The organism is Streptomyces sp. NPDC092369, assembly GCF_044755245.1.
In the GTDB taxonomy this organism is placed as follows: domain Bacteria; phylum Actinomycetota; class Actinomycetes; order Streptomycetales; family Streptomycetaceae; genus Streptomyces.
The window spans coordinates 201,203-217,439 of the sequence record NZ_JBIVQP010000008.1 but is presented as its reverse complement, the minus strand read 5'-3'; the positions used below and the strand labels follow the sequence as shown (position 1 = coordinate 217,439).

The following is a 16,237-nucleotide window of genomic DNA, read 5'->3' as shown; positions in this document are numbered from 1 at the left end:
TCACACTCCGGCGAGTTGCGGCTGCGGGGCCGCGGGGCCCGCGCTCGGCAGGTCGATGGTGTCGTGCAGTCGCTGGGCCAGGTGCAGGGCGTCCTCGCCGTCCCCGGCGATGTGGGTGACGACCTTGGAGCCGCGGATCTCGGCCACCGGAACCCCCACGTACGTACCGGGTTTGAGGTTCTGGCGGCGCTGCACCTCCTCCAGGTCGACGAACCCGCCGACCACCGCGACCCACGGCTTCTCGGTGAGCCGCACGGTGTCGATGCCGGCCGCGTGGAAGAGGCCGTGCGCGATGTCGGCGGCGTCGTCGGAGTCGTAACCGAGCACCACCGAGCGCTGGTTGAAGACGATGGCGGTGAGCTGGTTGCCCTCCCGGCTGATCGTCGTGCCCTGGGCGAAGGGGGCGCGGTTGTAGCGGCAGACGATCTCGATGTTGTGCCGCAGGGCGAGTTGGACCGCGCGCCGGTGCAGCACCTTGGCGCCGTACAGGGACATCAGCGCGGCCATGTTGAACGAGACGTGCGGCAGCATCCGCGCTCCGCGCACCAGGTGCGGGTCGGAGGTGTAGATGCCGTCGACGTCGGAGTGGATCTCGCAGGAGCCGCCGCCGGCGGCGCGCGCGACGGCGATCGCGGACAGGTCGGAGCTGTTCTTGCCCAGCCAGGTGGGCCGCCGCTGCGCGTCCACGGCCTGTCCGCCGGGCACGACCACGACCTCGTACTCCTGGAGGGAGCGACTCAGCGGTCCCGGGTCGGTCTCGATCACCCGGGCCCACAGGAACGCGGAGTTGGTGGTCAGCCCGACCTGGTGGCCGGCCAGCACGGTGGCGCTGCGGCCCCTGCGGTGCAGGGCGGTGGCCAGCAGATGGGCGCTGATCAGGTCGGCGGTGGCGAGCATGCCGGCCGACGTGGCGTCCTCCGGGTGCACGTTGACCTCGTGCAGCCGGCCGCGCAGTTGCTCGGTCTCCCCCGCCATGGCGCTGACCACGACGGCCAGCCGGCGCCCCTCGGTGTCCAGCCGGCGTTCCAGGCCGGCCGCGAGGTCGTCGTAGGAGGAGTGCGAACGGAAAGTGGAGCCGCCGAACTTGAGAATGGCGGTGTCGCTCACAGCAACCCCCGGTCGAGGACGTACTCGGCGATCTGGACGGCGTTGAGGGCGGCCCCGATCCGCACGTTGTCGGCGACCAGCCAGAGCCAGAAGCCGCGCGGGTTGTGCGGGGCGACGCGGATGCGGCCGACGTGCACGTGGTCGGGCTCGCCCGCGGTGCGCGGGGTCGGGAAGCCGCCCGGCGCGTCCTTGTCGTGGACGGTGACCTCGGGCAACTCGGCCAGGCGCGCGACGAGTTCGGCGCGGTCCACGGGCTCGGTGGCCTCGACCCAGACCGCCTCGGAGTGGGAGTTGACCACGGGCACGCGGACGCAGGTGGTGGTGACGTCGAGGTGCGGCAGGCCGAGGATCTTGCGGGACTCCTGGAGCATCTTCTGCTCCTCCATGGTGAACCCGGTGTCCAGCAGCTTGTCGATGAACGGCACGACGTTGAAGGCGAGCGCCGGCTTGAAGCGCTCGGCGGGGAGTTCGGCGTCGGGGTCGCTGAGCGCGAGGGCGCTGCCCTCGCGCAGTTCGGCGATGCCGTGCTGGCCCTGTCCGGAGGCCGCCTGGTAGGTGCTGACGACGACCTGGCGGATGCCCCAGCGCTGCTCGACGGTCTGCAGCAGCCGCACCAGCGGGATGGTCGAGCAGTTCGGGTTGGCGATGATCCCGCTCGCCGGGCGGCCCGCGAGCAGGACGTCGGCGTTGACCTGGGGCACGACCAGCGGGGTGTCCGGGTCCATGCGGAAGGCGTTGGTGTTGTCGATGACCAGGGCGCCCTGCGCGGCGGCGGGCCGGGCCCACTTCTCGCTGACGGAGGTGCCCGCGGAGAAGAACGCCAGGTCCACGTCCGTGAAGTCGAACCCGTCGAGGTCCTCGACCACTTGGGCGCGGCCGTCGACCTCGACGGTGCGGCCGGCCGAGCGGGCGGAGGCGGCGAGCCGGACGCCGCGATGGCGCAGTCCGCGCGAACTGATCAGCTCGATCAGGGTGTTGCCTACGGCGCCGGTGGCGCCGGCGATCGCGATCCGCGGGGCCGCGGGGTCGCTGACGTAAGTCATCGGGGTTCTCCGATCCGGGTGAGCGCGGCGGGCGATGTGTCGTCCCGAGAGGGGCGGCGCCCGAAGGCCGGCAGCAGGTGCCAGCCGAGGTTCACACCGAGGCCCGCCAGGACGATCAGCGGGATGCCCAGGGCCTGGAGCAGCGAGATGTGGTGCCCGTAGACGGTGAAGTCCACGAGGATCGCCACGGCCGGGTACACGAAGGACAGCACCGCGATCCTCGCGGTGGGCAGCTTCTGGTACGAGGCGTAGAGCAGGATGTACAGCAGACAGGTGTGGATCACGCCGAGGCCGACGAGCCAGCCCCAGTCGGCGCCGAGTCCGGCGGTGCGGCCGAGCGCGGTGAACGGCAGCAGCAGCGGGATGCCGACGGACGCCTGGGTGAAGGCGGTGATCTCGGGGCGGATCGACGTCAGGTGCTTGGCGATGACGGTGGCGAAGGCGTACAGCAGCGCGGCGAGCAGGGCCTGGCCGACACCCAGGAGATACGTTCCTCCCTTGTCGCCTGTGGCCGAGCCGAGGTCGGCGACCAGCACCACACCGGCGAAGGCGAGCAGGATCCAGCCGGCCTGGTGGCGGTCGAGGCGCTCCTTGAACAGGATCAGGCCGAGCAGCACGACGTAGAACGGCTGGGTGTGGTAGACGACGGTGGCCACCGAGATGGACGTCTTGCTGTACGAGCTGAACAGCAGCACCCAGTTGAAGACGATGCACACACCGCCGAGCACCGCCAGCGCGAAGGTGCGACGGGTGAAGTTGTGCGTCCTGAACAGACCGCGGGCCAGGCAGTACGCGCCGAGGGCCAGGGCGCCGAACACGCAGCGGAAGAAGACCACGTTGAAGCTCGGCTGGCCCGACTCCAGGACGAAGACGCCCAACGTGCCCGACAGGACCATGGCGGCGGTTAACTCCAACGCCCCTCTGGTCTGCCGTCGGTTGGCGGAAGTGGTCACGGTCGGTACCTCGTCTCCGGTCGCGTGTGGGGGTCAGTGCAGGGGCACGGCGTAGTGCAGACCGCCTCTGGTCCACAGCTCGTTGGGACCGCGGGGCACGTCCAGCCCCGAGGAGTGCCCGAGGTTGCGCTCGTACAGCTCGGCGTAGCTGCCGACGGCGTCCAGGACCCGGGCCGCCCAGGCCTCGTCGAGTCCTGCCGCGGGGCCGTGCCGGCCGGCCTGGCGGGCGACGGCGGCGCGGCCGGGGAAGCCGTCGCGGTGGGTCTCGTACTCGGCGGCGAACAGGAGTTGCAGGACCCAGCGGCAGACGCGGAACCAGCGCGGGTCGTCGTCGCGCACGACGGCGGCCATGGGTTCGCGGGAGATCTCCGCGGGGAGGATGCGGTGCGCCTCGGGGTCGGGCAGGGTGCGGCGGGCGCCGGCCAGGGCGACCTTGTCGAGGACGTACGCGGCGCAGTCGCCGGCCGCGTAGGCGTGCAGGGCCTCCTGCGGGTCGCCGAAGACGACCGGGGTGACCGTGAGGCCGCGCGGCCGGTACCAGTCGGCGAGGTTGTCGGGGGTGGTGGAGCCGGCGTGCACCGCGAGGCGCTGTCCGGCGAGGTCGGCCGGGTCCTCGACGCCGGAGCCGGCCGGCACCAGGAAGCCTTCCCCGTCGTAGCAGGTGACCCCGGCGAACAGCAGCCCGTGGTCGGCCTCGCGGCCCATGGTCCAACTGACGTTGCACACCGTCACGTCTGCCTCTCCGGCGGCGAGCCGGGTCAGCCGGGCGGCGGAGTCGGAGGGCCGCCAGTCGACGGCCTCGGCGTCGTCGAGCACGGCGGCGGCGACCGCCCGGGCCACGTCGGCGTCGAGGCCGGTCCAGCGCCCCTCGGCGGTGCACATCGACAGCCCCGGCTGGCCGCGCGAGACCAGCGCGCGCACGGCGCCGCGGGCCCGGACCTCGGCGAGGGTGTCGACGAACGCGATGCCGGGCGGCACGATCCCGCCCGCCGGTGTCATCGGGGTCGTCGGGCCGTTCACGCCGCGCTCCGCAGCAGGGCGCCCGCGATGTCCTCGCGGTCGTAACGGCGTTCGTTGTGGGACAGCATCCGCGTCAGACGGGCCGCCGTGAGGGGGGCCGCGGCCATGGCGTCGGTGCGGGGTACCCGGACCGGCATGCCGCCGGCGCGGGACCAGGCGAGCATGCCGCGCTCGTCGATGACGGCCCTGGACTCGCCCGCGTTGTCGCGGTGCAGACAGTAGGGGACGTCCAGGACGCCCCGGGCGAACGCGGCGACGAGGCTCTCGCCGACGGTCCGGCCCAGTTCGAGGGTGGCCGCGAGCAGGGTCCTGGTCTCCTCCAGGAGGCCGGTCTCGGCGGCCGGCGGGCAGTGCGCGGTCGCGCAGTCGGCGGCCTCCTTGGCGGCGACGGCGGCGGCGAACTCCAGTGCCTCCACGTTCTCCTCGACCGCGGGGATGCGCCGGGCCTCGGCGGGCGTCTTGACGATGAGCCGCTCGGTGCGGCTGTGCACGGCGAGCCGCACGCTGTCCTCCAGGAGCCGGAAGGAGCCGACGGGGGTGCGCGGGAAGACGCCCATGTAGGTGTAGAGCGTGACGTGCCAGTCGATGTCGCCGAGGTGTTCGGCGGCCAGCGAGCGCAGGGCCGCAAGTGCCTCCAAGTCCTGGCCCAGGTGTACCTGTTGGGCGTAGCTGAGGGAGACCGAGGGCAGTCCGTGCTCGCGGAAGAACATCCCCTCCAGGACGCTGAGCGCCACCAGCAGGGAGGGCGGGCAGAGTTGGCCGAGCATGCAGCCGCCGAAGGTCTCCAGGTGCATGGGATCGGGCGCGTCGGCGGCGAGTTCGCAGCAGCGGGCCCAGTTGTCGGTGGCCTGCGGCAGCGGTACGCGGCCGTAGGGCAGACAGTAGGAGACGGGTCCGCCCTCGGTGGCGTCGACGCCCGCGGCGACCATGATGCGGAACAGGCCCAGCGGCAGCGGGGAGCCGTGGCGGACCTGGACCGGGAAGTTCCGGGAGCTCACCTCGCCGAGCAACTCCCGTACGGCACGCGCCCCGTGGGCCGCCAGCGGGAAGCCGTTGAGTTCGGCGCCGTCGCGCAGGGCGCGGCGCGCGGAGTCGAAGTCCCCGACGCGGGTGTAGCTGTCGAGGGTCACGGTGCCGACGGTGGAGGCCCGGCAGTCGCGTACGGCGGTGAGCCCGGCCCGCATGCGGTCGAGCGGGCCGAAGCCCATCCGGGGCTGGACGACGAGCACGCCCGCCCCCGCCGCGGTGCGCACGAAGTCGGCGAACCGCGGCATCAGCGTGCCTCGGCCAGGGCCGCGGGCTCCCTGGGCGCGAGGCTCCCGGCCAGCGTCCGCAGGAAGGCGCCGAAGTCGGCGAGCATCCGCGCGACCGGGGCCTCGGACTCGTTGAAGACCGCGTTGAAGCCGGCGTCCAGCAGGCGCTCGCCGAAGCCGTCGTCTCCCCCGCGCACACCGAGCTTGCCGCCGATCACGACGGGCAGCAGGGCGAGTTCGGGGTCCCGTCGGATCGCCCGGATCAGCCGGAGTCCGTCGAGGTGGCCGTGCCCGTTCACGGTGCTGAGGACGACGAGGTCGGGCCGGTCGGCACCGCGGCAGGCGTCCATCACGGTCGCGTCCGGAGGGCACACGCCGAGATTGGTGACCTCGTGCCCCGCCTCTTCGAGGAGCAGCTGGAGGTAGACCAGGTTCCACATGTGCGCGTCGGACGAGACGCTGGAGACCACGACGCGCAGGGAGCGTTCCGGCATCGGGGTCGTCATCGGGTATTCAGACATACCCCTCACTCTTCGAATCGCCAGGGGATATGTACAGACTTATCCGAACGGAATTCCAGAAGGGGTCGATCACTATTTTCTATGCGGGTCACCGCGGGAGCCCTATTAAAGGGAGAAATTCCGCTCCAGGAAATCGGTGGTCACACCTGTCCGGTTGAATTCCGGATGACTCAGTATCTGCTGGTGCAACGGAATGGTCGTGTGAACTCCGGGACCTTTCACATCGAACTCGGCGAGTGCGCGCTGAGCCCGGTCCAGTGCGGTGGCCCGGTCGGGGCCCCAGACGATCAGCTTGCCGATCATCGAGTCGTAGTAGGGGCTCACCCGGGAGCCGGGCACGTAGTCGGTGTCGACGCGGACCCAGGGGCCGCCGGGGACACGGTAGTTCTCCAGCAGGCCGGGGGTGGGCGCGAAGTCGCGGTCGGGGTCCTCGGCGTTGATGCGGCACTCGATGGCGTGGCCGCGCACCACGACGTCCTCCTGCTTGACGGAGAGCGGGGCGCCGGAGGCCACCCGTAGCTGCTCGTTCACGATGTCGACGCCGGTGACGAGTTCGGTGACCGGATGCTCCACCTGGATACGGGCGTTCATCTCCATGAACCAGAAGGTGCCGGCGGCGGCCGGGTCGGTCTCCAGCAGGAACTCCACGGTGCCGGCGCCCCGGTAGCCGACGGCCCTGGCTCCGGCGACGGCGGCGGCGCCGAGCCGCTCGCGCAGCTCGGGCGAGATGTCGGGGCCCGGTGACTCCTCGACCAGTTTCTGGTGCCGGCGCTGCACCGAGCAGTCGCGTTCGCCCAGGTGGATCGCGCCGCCGAAGTCGTCGCACAGGACCTGGATCTCGATGTGCCGGGTGCGGGTGAGGTAGCGCTCGATGTAGACGGCGCTGTTCTTGAACACGGCCTGGGCACCGGCCCTGGTGCGGGCGTAGGCGTCGCGCAGGTCGTCGGGGCGGTGGACGACGGTGATCCCGCGTCCGCCGCCGCCCGCCGCCGCCTTGATGATCACGGGGTAGCCGATCTCGCGGGCGATCTGCTCGGCGCTGTCGGCGGAGTCGACGGGTTCGGTGGTGCCGGGCAGCAGCGGGAGCCCGGCCTCCGTCATCAGCCGGCGGGCCGTGGCCTTGTCGCCGACGTTCTCCATGACGTCCGGCGGCGGACCGATGAAGGTGACACCGGCGTCGGCGCAGATCTCGGCGAAGTACGGGTCCTCGGAGAGGAATCCGTAGCCGGGGTGGACGGCGTCGGCGCCGGTCCTGAGCGCGGCGCCGATGATGTTGGGGATGTTGAGGTAGCTGCGGCTGGGCGCGCCGGGCCCGATGTGCACGGACTCGTCGGCGGCCTTCACGAACCGCGCGTCGGCATCCGGGGTGGAGTACACGGCGACCGTGCGTACGCCGATGTCACGGCAGGTCCGGATGATCCGCAGCGCGATCTCGCCGCGGTTGGCGATGAGCACCTTCTCGAACATGGCGGTCCGCCTCAGCCGGCCGGGACGAAGTCGATCAGGGGCTGGTCGTACTCGACGACCTCGCCGTCCCGCACGTGGATGGCGTGGACGACGCCCCGGACCTCTGCGGTGATGGAGTTGAGCAGCTTCATGGCCTCGATGACGGCGAGTTGCTGTCCGGCCTCGACGGTGTCGCCGACCTGCACGAAGGGGTCGGCGCCCGGGGAGGGTGCCTGGTAGTAGGTGCCGACGAGAGGGGCGGTGACCTGGACGACGCCGGCGGGCGGCTGCTGCGCCTCCGCCGGGGCGGCTTGCGCGGGCGGGGCCGCGGTGGCGGCCGACGCGGCGGGGGCGACCGCGGCGACCGGTGCCGCCGGTGCGTTGTCCCACTCCACGTCCACGCTCAGGGAACCGGCTCGCAGCGTGATCCGCCGCAGGGTGCCGGGGAGTTCACCGGCGAGCAGGCGGGTCTGGGCCCGCAGCTGCTCCACCGTCAGGTCGGCGGCGTCCTCGGCCGCGGTGTTCAGCTCAGTGCTCATCGTGCGTCTCCCAGTCCACTACGGGCTGCAGTTGCGGATCCCCGAAGCGGTCGTACCGCCTCCGTCGGGCTGCGACGAGTTGTTCGCCGTCGAGGTCGAGCAGGGGGGTGAGGGCCTGCGCCAGGGCGTTCTTCACCGTCAGGGCGGTGGTGTGGGGGGCGGTGTGGGCGCCGTCGGGCGGTTCGGGCACGACGCCGTCGACCACGCCGAGCCGGAGCAGTTCGGGGGCGGTCAGGCGCAGCGCGTCGGCGGCGCGGTCCGCGTGTTCGGCGGTGCCGAAGAGGATCGTGGAGCAGCCTTCGGGGCTGATCACCGAGTAGTAGGCGTTCTCCAGGATCAGTACGGTGTCGGCGACGCCGAGGGCGAGGGCGCCGCCGCTGCCTCCTTCGCCGGTGACCACGGAGACGACGGGGACGCGCAGCCGGGACAGTTCGAGGATGCAGTCGGCGATGGCGACGCTCTGGCCGCGCTGTTCGGCCTCGATGCCGGGGAACGCGCCCGGTGTGTCGATGAAGTTGATCACCGGCAGCCCGAACCGGTCGGCGAACCGCATCAGCCGCAGCGCCTTGCGGTAGCCCTCGGGATTGGGCATGCCGAAGTTGCTGCGCACCAACTCGGCCGTGTCGTGGCCCTTTTGATGCCCGAGGACGACCAGGCTCTGGCCGCCGAACCGGGCGATCCCGCCGACCAGCGCGTGGTCGTCGCCGAAGGCGCGGTCGCCGTGCAGGGAGACGAAGTCGTCGAAGACGTACCCGAAGTACTCCAGGGTGGTGGGCCGCCCGATGTCCCGGGCCAGCGCGACGGTCTCGCGGGTGCTGCGCGTGGACGGCACCGGCGTGGTGCGGATCGCCTCGGGGCCGGTGGCGTCGGGGAGTTCGGGCAGCGACGGGCCCAACAGGGCCAACAGCCGGGCCAGTTGCTCGCGCTGGTTCTCGCGGGGTACGACCGCGTCGATCATCCCGTGCTCCAGCAGGAACTCGGCGCTCTGGAAGCCGGGCGGCAGCTCCTGGCGGATGGTGTTGCGGATGACCTGGGGTCCGGCGAAGCCGATGAGGGCGCCGGGTTCGGCGAGGATCACGTCGCCGAGCATCGCGAAGGAGGCGCTGACACCGCCGAAGGTCGGGTCGGTGTTGAGGTTGATGACGGGCACACGGGCCTCGCGCAGGGCGGCGACCCACTGGGCGGTCTTGGCCATCTGCATCAGCGACAGCGCGCCCTCCTGCATGCGGGCCCCGCCGGAGGCGGCGATCAGCAGCAGCGGCAGGCGCCGCGCCAGCGCGTTGCGGGCTGCGGCGGCGACGGCCTCGCCGACCACCGTGCCCATGCTGCCGCCCATGAACGTGAAGTCGAGGACGGCCACCACGACCGGCCTGCCGCGCACGGTCATCCGGCCGGTGAGGATGGCGTCCTGCCGGCCGGTGCGCGCCTGGGCGTCGCGCAGCCGGTCCGGGTAGGGCTTGCTGTCGCGGAAGCCGAGGAGGTCGCGCGGCGCGTAGGTGTCGGGGAACGCCTCGAAGCTGCCCGGGTCGGCGAGCTGTCCGATGCGGACGTCCGGCGGGATGCGGAAGTGGAAGCCGCACTCCGGGCACACTTTGAGGTTGCGGTCCAGGCGCTTGCCGTAGATGAAGGACCCGCAGGAGGCGCACCTGCGCCACTGCACGTCCTGCTGCGCGGCCCGTACGGGCGAGGGGACCTGCGGACTCGGCGTGACCGGTGGCATCTGCGTGCCCTGTGGAGGCTGCGGTATCTGTGGCATCTGTGGGGTCGACACGGGTGCTCCCTTCCTCTCAACTGCCGTCGCCGGACGGCACCGGAGCGGACCGTTGCGGCCGGTGCGCGGTGGCCGCGCCGAGGCCGAACGGCGGCATGTTGCGGTAGACGGTGTGGGTGCGTGCCGGGTCCACGACGTACGCCTCGTGGTAGATGCCGACCGCTCCGTTGTCACCGACGGCCCGGTTGAAGCGGGCCCAGGCGGGCCGGTGTTCGGCGTCGAGGTTGTGCGCGTACGCCATCAGCTCGTCCATGGACCGCCAGTACTGGACGACGACGACCGTGCGGGCGAGCCAGGTCCTGGCGGCGAGGAAGCCGTACTCCCGCTGCCGGTGCAGCTCGGTCAGCATGCGGATCATCGCGAGGAAGGAGGGCACCCAACGGTGCACCTTCCAGAGGCTGTTGACGCGCATGCCGATCAGGAAGACGACGGTGCCCTCCGGTGGATCGGCCACCTGGGGCACACGCTGGACCTCGACTGCCACGGGAACTCCTCAGAAGGGGTACGTGCGGGGCGGTGTACTGGTCGTGCGGGTCCGCCAGCGGGTGAACGCCTCCAGGGCGGCCCGGCCGCCGAAGCCGGAACCGTTGCCGGAGGCGCCGACGCCGGCGAAGGGCAGGGCCGCGTCCTGGACGACGGTCTGGTCGCCGACGTGCACGACACCGGTGTGCAGCCGGTCGGCGATCGCCTCGCCGCGTGCGGAGTCGCCGGTGTAGACGGCCGCCGTCAGTCCGTAGTCGGAGGTGTTGGCGAGACGGACGGCGTCGTTGTCGTCGGCGAAGGGCGTGACGGTGGCGACCGGTCCGAAGACCTCGGTGTGGAAGACGTCCAACTGCTCGGTGACGTCGGCCAGTACGGTCGGCGGGTAGTACGGGGGCAGCGGCCGTCCGCCGGTGACGAGCCGCGCGCCCTGGGCGACGGCCTGCTCAACAGCGTTGGCCACGGTGGTGAGTTGACGCCCGTCGATCATCGGGCCGATCTGGGCGTCGGAGCGGTGCGGGTCGCCGATGCGCAGGGCCTCGGCGTGCCGGGCGAGCGCCTCGGTGTAGGCGTCGGCGATCGAGTGGTGGACGAGGTGGCGCCGGGCGGACATGCAGATCTGGCCCTGGTGCAGGAAGGAGCCCCAGGCGCCGGCCGCCGCTGCCGCCTCCACGTCCACGTCGTCGAGGACCACGAAGGCGTTCTGGCCGCCGAGTTCGAGCACGACCCGCTTGAGCAGCCGGCCGCAGGCGGCGCCGACCTCGCGGCCCACCTCGGTCGACCCGGTGAAGGACACCATCACCACATCGGGCGCCTGGACCAGCGCCGCACCGGTCTCCGCGTCGCCGTGCACGACCTCCAGGACGTCCGGCGGCAGGCCCGCGTCGGCGAACACCTCGGCGAGGATCCGGCCGCCGCTGAGCGGCGTGTGCGGGTCGGGCTTGAGCAGGACGGCGTTGCCGAGGGCGAGCGCCGGGCCGATCGAGCGGGTGGCGAGCAGCAGCGGGAAGTTCCAGGGCACGATCACCCCGACCACGCCCAGCGGGACGCGGGTCACCTCGGAGACGCGGGCCGGGTCGTCGGCGGGCGGGTGCGGGAAGCCGGGGTGGCGGGCGAGGGAGGCGCCGTGGCGCAGTTCCTGGGCGGACTGGTAGACCTCGAAGAACGCCTTGCCGGGGATCGCGCCGCCCTCCCGGACCAGCAACTCCTGTACCTGGGGCGCCCGTTCGACCAGCAGCTCGGCGGCCCGCTCGACGATCGCGGCCCGCTCCTCGGCGGGCGTGGCGGCCCACCCGGGCGCGGCGGCACCGGCCCGCCGACCGGCCGACGCCACGTGGTCGGGCGTGCACAGCTCGACGGTCCCGAGCGGCTCACCGGTGATGATCTCCCGGCTGACCAGCAGGGTCTCGGTTTCGGCGAGGGTGGTCACCTGGGTACCTCGGTTCCGTCGGGGGTGCGTACGGAGGGCGTGGGGCGGGGAACCTCAGGGGCCCGGGCGGGCGTGGGGGCAGCGCCGGGCGCCGCTGTGGGCGCTGTCGCGTACCGGGCGCCGGGAGTACGGTCCGGTGGCGTGCCCGGAGCAGGAGCGGGCGCCGGCGCGTGTACGGCCTCGGCCGGGCCGGCGGACGCTGTCGCGTGCGGCGCGGCGGGCGTGCGGGCCGGGCAGCGCGTGCAGTCGTCCGCCGAGGGCGCCGGCACGGCACCGTCCCGGTCCAGCGCGCGGCGCAGTCTGCGCAGGCAGCGGGTGCGGATGGGGCCGACCGAGCCGAGGGGCATGGACAGGGCGGCGGCGATCTCCTGGTAGGAGGCCGGCGGGTCCTGGAGGGCCCGTAACAGCAGTTCGCGGCACTGGTCGGAGAGGCTGTCGATCGCGCGCAGCACCTCCTGGCCGCGGTCGGCGCGCAGGGTGATCTGCTCGGGGCTCTCGTGGTGGTCCAGGAAGTGCTCAAGGGTCGCGCTGTCGCCGACCATCACCAGGCGCCGGTCGCGGGTGGCCGCCTTGATGGCCTCGCGGCGGGCAACGGTGGCCAGCCAGTCCCCCAGCCGGTCCGGGTCGCGGATGCGGTCGGCGTTCTGCATCAGCCGGAACCAGGTGACCTGCCGCACGTCCTCGGCGTCGACCCGGCTGACCCGGTGGCTTCGCGCCACCGACCAGACCAGCCGGCCGAACCGGTCGACCGTCTCGTCCCACGCCTCCGCCTCGCCGCGGGCACAGCCCGCGAGCAGCTCCGCGTTCCCCTTCGCCGGCATCGCTCGTCCTCCGTCCGCGACCGCCCGCGCTGCGGCGGGATCCGGCTTCCATGCAACACACCGGACACGGTGGCCGGATACGGATGACGGCGTCAGGTAGCGGTCATGCCAGGAGTGGACAGCGTGGCGGTTCATCGCGGGCCGCTCCGGGAGACGGCCGGCAGCAGCTCCGCCATGGCCGAGCGCAGCCGTACGGGGATCGGCCCGGAGTCGTCCTCGCTGGCCCGGATGGCGATGCCGAGCGCGAACCGGTCCCACACCTGGAGCACCTGGATCTGCCACAACGGCCGCTCGGGCTCCGGGATTTCCTCGTCGACGACGGCCAACCCGCCGCCGCGCAGCCGGTGCACGGAGAAGGCGTCGAAGCCGCGCGCCATCCCCATGCCGGTGGCCTTGGTGTACGCCTCCTTGGCCACCCAGGAGTCCGCGAAGGCGTGCCCGCGCTGGTCCTCGCGGTCGCGGCGCAGCACCTCCTGCTCCAGCGGCGTGAAGACCTTCGGCGCGAACCGAACGGCCTCGGGCCGGGCCGGCGTGTTCTCCGCGTCGACTCCGGCGGTACGACCGCGGACGACGATCGCCGCGATCAGTCCGTTGGTGTGGGTGAGGTTGAAGTCGAGCCCCCAGTCGGCGCCATGGACGCTGGGCCTGCCGAATTTGCCCTTGTCGAACCGCCATTCCTCCGGCGCCACGTCGGCGTACTGCGACAGCACCTCACGCGAAAGCAGTCGGGCGCCGAGAAAGCGGGTACGGGCGGCGGGAAACAACAGCCGGTCGTGCCGGGCGCGTTCCTCCTCCGTGAGCAGGTCGAGGCCGCCGGTCGCGGCGGCGAACTCCTCGACGTCCTCCTCGGCGAGCAGCCAGACGTCGGCTCCGCCGGCCAACGGGTCGTCGGCCGGCTCGCGCGCGGTGTCGGGGGCCTCGGCGGTCACAGGCATCTGCGGGTCACCAACTCACCTGGAACGGACGGAAGGAGAACAGCCGGCCATCGCGGTGGGCGTCCGCCATGACCTCGGCGACGGCCTCGATGTCCGCGGGTCCGGTCGTCCACCGCGTGGGGTGGAAGCGCCGCAGCAGCCGCTCGAGACAGAGCAGCAGCACGGCGGGCGAGCGCAGCGCGGGCGCGAAGCTGTCGCGTCCGCGCAGATAGAGATGGACGCAGGCGGCCGCCGCCGACACCGCCGCGTACTGCTTGGCGAGGTCGTACAGTTCGGCCGACTGTCCGGCCCTACGCCCTTGTTCGGCTACGAGCTTGGCGTGTTCGTCGGCGAGCCGGTGCACCTCGTCGGCGAGCAGCCCCGCGGTCTCGGCGCAGCCGGCCAGCCAGCCGGCCTCGCGTCCCTCGGCGGCATCGGCGGCCCGGCGCAGTTCGGCGACGGCGGACCGCAGGGCGAGCACCGAGTCGTCGCCGCCCCGGCTGAACAACTGCTGGGCTGCGGGCTCGTACGGCTCCATGGGCTGGGCGGGATCGAAGAGCCGCTCGGTGGCTGCGACCGCTTCAGTCACCGGACCGGGCTCCTGGGCGACCGCGCCGCCGAGCAGGGCGGGCAGTTGGAGGGCGATGTTCTTGAGGTTCACCACGGTGTTGCCGTCGGCGAAGTTGGAGATGGCGAAGTCCCGCAGCACCTTCTGGAAGATGCCGTGGCGGGGATGGGCGCGCAGGTAGTAGCGGGCGCCGAGGACGGTGGTCAGCCGGGCCAGGGTCTCCTCAAGGAGGGTCGGCACGAAGTACTTCACGACCGAGGACCAGATGCTGGCCTGCGCGGGCGCGAGCTGCAGCGACCGCACGGCACCGGTGGTCAGCGCGTCGGCGATCAGCAGCTCGGCGAAGCTCTCGGCCAACTGCCTCTTGGAGTACGGCACTTCGAGCACGGTCCCACCGAAGATGACGCGTCCGGAGGCGAAGTCGAGGGTGGAGCGCAGGGCGGTGTCGACACAGCTCATGGCGATGCTGGAGATGGCGACCCGGGCCAACTGGCTGCTCTTCAGAGCGACTTCGAGGCCCTGTCCGACCCGTCCGAGGAGCGCGGAGTCCGGCACGAAGCAGTCGGTGAGCCGTACGCCGCTCATGTCGAGCCCGCGCAGTCCGTGCAGGGGCTCGTCGCGCAGGTGGGCCAACTGCTCCGCCGGAATCCCGTCCTTCTCGACGGCGAAGATGGAGTACCCGCCGGGGCCGCCCTTCTCCGAGGTCCGGGCGAAGACCATCACGGCGGCGGCGACGGTCGCGTTGCCGATGGTCCACTTCTCACCGTTCAGCAGCCAGCCGCCCTCGGTGCGGCGCGCGGTCGTCTCGTTGGCGAGGATGTCGCTGCCGTGTGCGCGCTCCGACAGGCCCCAGGCGAGCTTCCGCCCGGCCCGGATGGCGTCGGCGAAGTGCTGACGCTGGGCGGGGCTGCCGGCGATCCACACGGGCATGTAGCTGAGGCTGGTCAGCACCATCGCGGTCGCGGAGGTGGGGTCGCGGCGCCCGACGAGACGGTAGAGGTTGAACCCGTCCTCGACATGCACGGCCTTGCCGCCGTTGGCCGCCGGCACGATCCAGTCGTACAGCCCCCAGCCCGCGAGCACGTCCACGAACTCGTGCGGGTACTCCTGACGTTCGTCGAGGTCGAGGATGCGCGGGTAGGGCATGGGGCCGGCGGGATCCCAGGGATCCCCGAGATAGGCCTCCAAGTCCCCCATGAGCGCGCTGAGATCGGTCATGTCGTCTCGTCCCCCTCGTGCCCCTCGTCGGGCTCCGGCCGCTCGTCGGACAGTTGGACCGGGAATGCGGTGAAGAGGAGCCCCGCCGCGTCGAGTCGGGTGAGGGCGCGTACGGCGGGCGGCAGTTCGGTCGCGGCCTGTCGAGGATCACGCCCGTCGGCCAGGGCGAGGAGGACGGCCAGTACGGCGGTGAGCCATCCGCTGCCGCCGGGCTCGTCGCCGTAGAGCCGCCGGTCGGGATGGGCCCGCCAGGCGAGAACGGCCGCCGCACCCGCGTACAGCAGACAGCAGCGCTCGGCGAGATCGAGCAGCTCGGCCGAGGCACCGAGCCCCCGGGCCCGGTCCCGCTGGGCCTCGGCGGCGGTGGCGAAGGTGTCGACGAGGGCGGCGCGCAGGTCCCGTACGAGTTCCGAGCCCCGCACGTCCCCGCCGTCCGCGATCCGCCGAGCCGTCTCCTCGGCCTCCTGGGCGAACCCGAGCAGCACGAGGTCCTTGGGGCGCGCGGAGAGGTCCAGCGCGGCGGGGTCGAGGTCGGGGAGCCGACCGCCGAAGGCGAAGAGGGAGGCGAGCGTCGATTCGGCAACGGGTTCCCGGGTGAGCGCGATGCCGGGGGCAGGGGCGGGAGCAGCGCCGGAGGCAGGGGCTGGCGTAGATCCGGAGGCAGAGGGCGGCGTAGATCCGGAGGCAAGGCCGGACGCAGTGCCGGAGGCAGGGGTTGGCATAGATCCGGAGGCAAGGCCGGACGCAGTGCCGGAGGCAAGGGCAGGAGCAACCCCGGAGGCAAGCTGGGGAGCAGCGCCGGAGGCCTGGGCCGGCGTCGCCCCGGAGGCGAGAGCGGACGCAGTGCCGGAGGCAAGGGCAGAAGGACCCCCGGCGGCAAGGTGGGAAGCAGCGGCGGGGGCAGGGGCGGGAGCAGCGCCGGAGGCCGAGGCCGGCGTGGATCCGGAGGCCGGAGCCGGCGCAATGCCCGAGGCCGGGGCCGGTGGCACGCCGAATGGCGACGGGGGGCCGGGGGTCGGAGGAGGCGGCAGGGCTGCAGCCGCCGCGGAACCGCCGGACGGAGCCGGCGGCACTCCGAAGGGAGACGCCGATCGGGGAGCCGCAGCCGTCGACGGGGCGGGAGCCGGGGCCGGGGCCGTGGCCGGGGCCGGAGC

15 protein-coding genes are annotated in these 16,237 nt (G+C 72.5%); all 15 read right to left on the bottom strand.

Annotated features, from left to right (window positions below; genetic code table 11):
• On the bottom strand, window positions 1-1,107 hold the full coding sequence (locus ACIQI8_RS38940; protein ID WP_402361883.1) for an aspartate kinase: 1,107 nt from the start codon (window positions 1,105-1,107) through the stop codon (window positions 1-3).
• Window positions 1,104-2,150: an aspartate-semialdehyde dehydrogenase gene (locus tag ACIQI8_RS38935; RefSeq protein WP_402361880.1), complete on the bottom strand. Its 1,047-nt coding sequence runs from the start codon at window positions 2,148-2,150 to the stop codon at window positions 1,104-1,106. Before ACIQI8_RS38935 ends, ACIQI8_RS38940 begins: the two co-directional genes overlap by 4 nt.
• Window positions 2,147-3,046 (bottom strand): DMT family transporter, encoded by a 900-nt coding sequence (locus ACIQI8_RS38930; protein ID WP_402361877.1) that lies wholly within the window; start codon window positions 3,044-3,046, stop codon window positions 2,147-2,149. Before ACIQI8_RS38930 ends, ACIQI8_RS38935 begins: the two co-directional genes overlap by 4 nt.
• Window positions 3,047-3,136: 90 nt before the next feature.
• Complete coding sequence (locus tag ACIQI8_RS38925; RefSeq protein WP_402361874.1) at window positions 3,137-4,123, bottom strand: transporter substrate-binding domain-containing protein; 987 nt, start codon at window positions 4,121-4,123, stop codon at window positions 3,137-3,139.
• Window positions 4,120-5,397 (bottom strand): methylaspartate mutase, encoded by a 1,278-nt coding sequence (locus tag ACIQI8_RS38920; protein WP_402361871.1) that lies wholly within the window; start codon window positions 5,395-5,397, stop codon window positions 4,120-4,122. Before ACIQI8_RS38920 ends, ACIQI8_RS38925 begins: the two co-directional genes overlap by 4 nt.
• Window positions 5,397-5,897, bottom strand: coding sequence for a cobalamin B12-binding domain-containing protein (locus ACIQI8_RS38915; protein WP_402361868.1), 501 nt, complete (start codon window positions 5,895-5,897; stop codon window positions 5,397-5,399). Before ACIQI8_RS38915 ends, ACIQI8_RS38920 begins: the two co-directional genes overlap by 1 nt.
• Window positions 5,898-6,002: 105 nt before the next feature.
• Window positions 6,003-7,364 carry an acetyl-CoA carboxylase biotin carboxylase subunit gene (accC, locus tag ACIQI8_RS38910; protein ID WP_402361865.1) on the bottom strand — a complete coding sequence of 454 codons (1,362 nt, stop codon included), beginning with the start codon at window positions 7,362-7,364 and terminating at the stop codon, window positions 6,003-6,005.
• 11 nt (window positions 7,365-7,375) lie between these two features.
• Window positions 7,376-7,882 (bottom strand): acetyl-CoA carboxylase biotin carboxyl carrier protein, encoded by a 507-nt coding sequence (accB, locus tag ACIQI8_RS38905; RefSeq protein ID WP_402361862.1) that lies wholly within the window; start codon window positions 7,880-7,882, stop codon window positions 7,376-7,378.
• Window positions 7,872-9,653: an acetyl-CoA carboxylase carboxyltransferase subunit alpha gene (locus tag ACIQI8_RS38900; RefSeq protein WP_402361859.1), complete on the bottom strand. Its 1,782-nt coding sequence runs from the start codon at window positions 9,651-9,653 to the stop codon at window positions 7,872-7,874. The genes accB and ACIQI8_RS38900 overlap by 11 nt, the downstream gene beginning before the upstream one ends.
• A 16-nt stretch (window positions 9,654-9,669) precedes the next feature.
• The gene (locus ACIQI8_RS38895) at window positions 9,670-10,137 is read right to left on the bottom strand and encodes a DUF4188 domain-containing protein (RefSeq protein WP_402361856.1); all 468 of its coding nucleotides are present in this window, start codon (window positions 10,135-10,137) and stop codon (window positions 9,670-9,672) included.
• Window positions 10,138-10,146: 9 nt separating this feature from the next.
• The gene (locus ACIQI8_RS38890) at window positions 10,147-11,562 is read right to left on the bottom strand and encodes an aldehyde dehydrogenase family protein (RefSeq protein ID WP_402361853.1); all 1,416 of its coding nucleotides are present in this window, start codon (window positions 11,560-11,562) and stop codon (window positions 10,147-10,149) included.
• Entirely contained in the window at window positions 11,559-12,383 is an 825-nt protein-coding gene (locus ACIQI8_RS38885; protein ID WP_402361850.1) for an RNA polymerase sigma factor, read from the bottom strand. Before ACIQI8_RS38885 ends, ACIQI8_RS38890 begins: the two co-directional genes overlap by 4 nt.
• A 131-nt stretch (window positions 12,384-12,514) precedes the next feature.
• Window positions 12,515-13,318: a 4'-phosphopantetheinyl transferase family protein gene (locus ACIQI8_RS38880; RefSeq protein WP_402361847.1), complete on the bottom strand. Its 804-nt coding sequence runs from the start codon at window positions 13,316-13,318 to the stop codon at window positions 12,515-12,517.
• 7 nt (window positions 13,319-13,325) lie between these two features.
• Entirely contained in the window at window positions 13,326-15,083 is a 1,758-nt protein-coding gene (locus ACIQI8_RS38875; RefSeq protein WP_402361845.1) for an acyl-CoA dehydrogenase family protein, read from the bottom strand.
• Window positions 15,080-15,805 carry a hypothetical protein gene (locus tag ACIQI8_RS38870; RefSeq protein ID WP_402361842.1) on the bottom strand — a complete coding sequence of 242 codons (726 nt, stop codon included), beginning with the start codon at window positions 15,803-15,805 and terminating at the stop codon, window positions 15,080-15,082. The genes ACIQI8_RS38875 and ACIQI8_RS38870 overlap by 4 nt, the downstream gene beginning before the upstream one ends.
• Between the last annotated feature and the right edge of the window lie 432 nt (window positions 15,806-16,237).

Bases quoted from the DNA above. Each gene is read 5' to 3' on its own strand.
- ACIQI8_RS38920 (WP_402361871.1), bottom strand. From the start codon at position 5,397: ATGCCGCGGTTCGCCGACTTCGTGCGCACCGCGGCGGGGGCGGGCGTG.
- ACIQI8_RS38870 (WP_402361842.1), bottom strand. From the start codon at position 15,805: ATGCCAACCCCTGCCTCCGGCACTGCGTCCGGCCTTGCCTCCGGATCT.
- ACIQI8_RS38915 (WP_402361868.1), bottom strand. From the start codon at position 5,897: ATGTCTGAATACCCGATGACGACCCCGATGCCGGAACGCTCCCTGCGC.
- ACIQI8_RS38935 (WP_402361880.1), bottom strand. From the start codon at position 2,150: ATGACTTACGTCAGCGACCCCGCGGCCCCGCGGATCGCGATCGCCGGC.
- accB (WP_402361862.1), bottom strand. From the start codon at position 7,882: ATGAGCACTGAGCTGAACACCGCGGCCGAGGACGCCGCCGACCTGACG.
- ACIQI8_RS38885 (WP_402361850.1), bottom strand. From the start codon at position 12,383: ATGCCGGCGAAGGGGAACGCGGAGCTGCTCGCGGGCTGTGCCCGCGGC.
- ACIQI8_RS38930 (WP_402361877.1), bottom strand. From the start codon at position 3,046: ATGGTCCTGTCGGGCACGTTGGGCGTCTTCGTCCTGGAGTCGGGCCAG.
- ACIQI8_RS38875 (WP_402361845.1), bottom strand. From the start codon at position 15,083: ATGACCGATCTCAGCGCGCTCATGGGGGACTTGGAGGCCTATCTCGGG.
- accC (WP_402361865.1), bottom strand. From the start codon at position 7,364: ATGTTCGAGAAGGTGCTCATCGCCAACCGCGGCGAGATCGCGCTGCGG.
- ACIQI8_RS38880 (WP_402361847.1), bottom strand. From the start codon at position 13,318: ATGCCTGTGACCGCCGAGGCCCCCGACACCGCGCGCGAGCCGGCCGAC.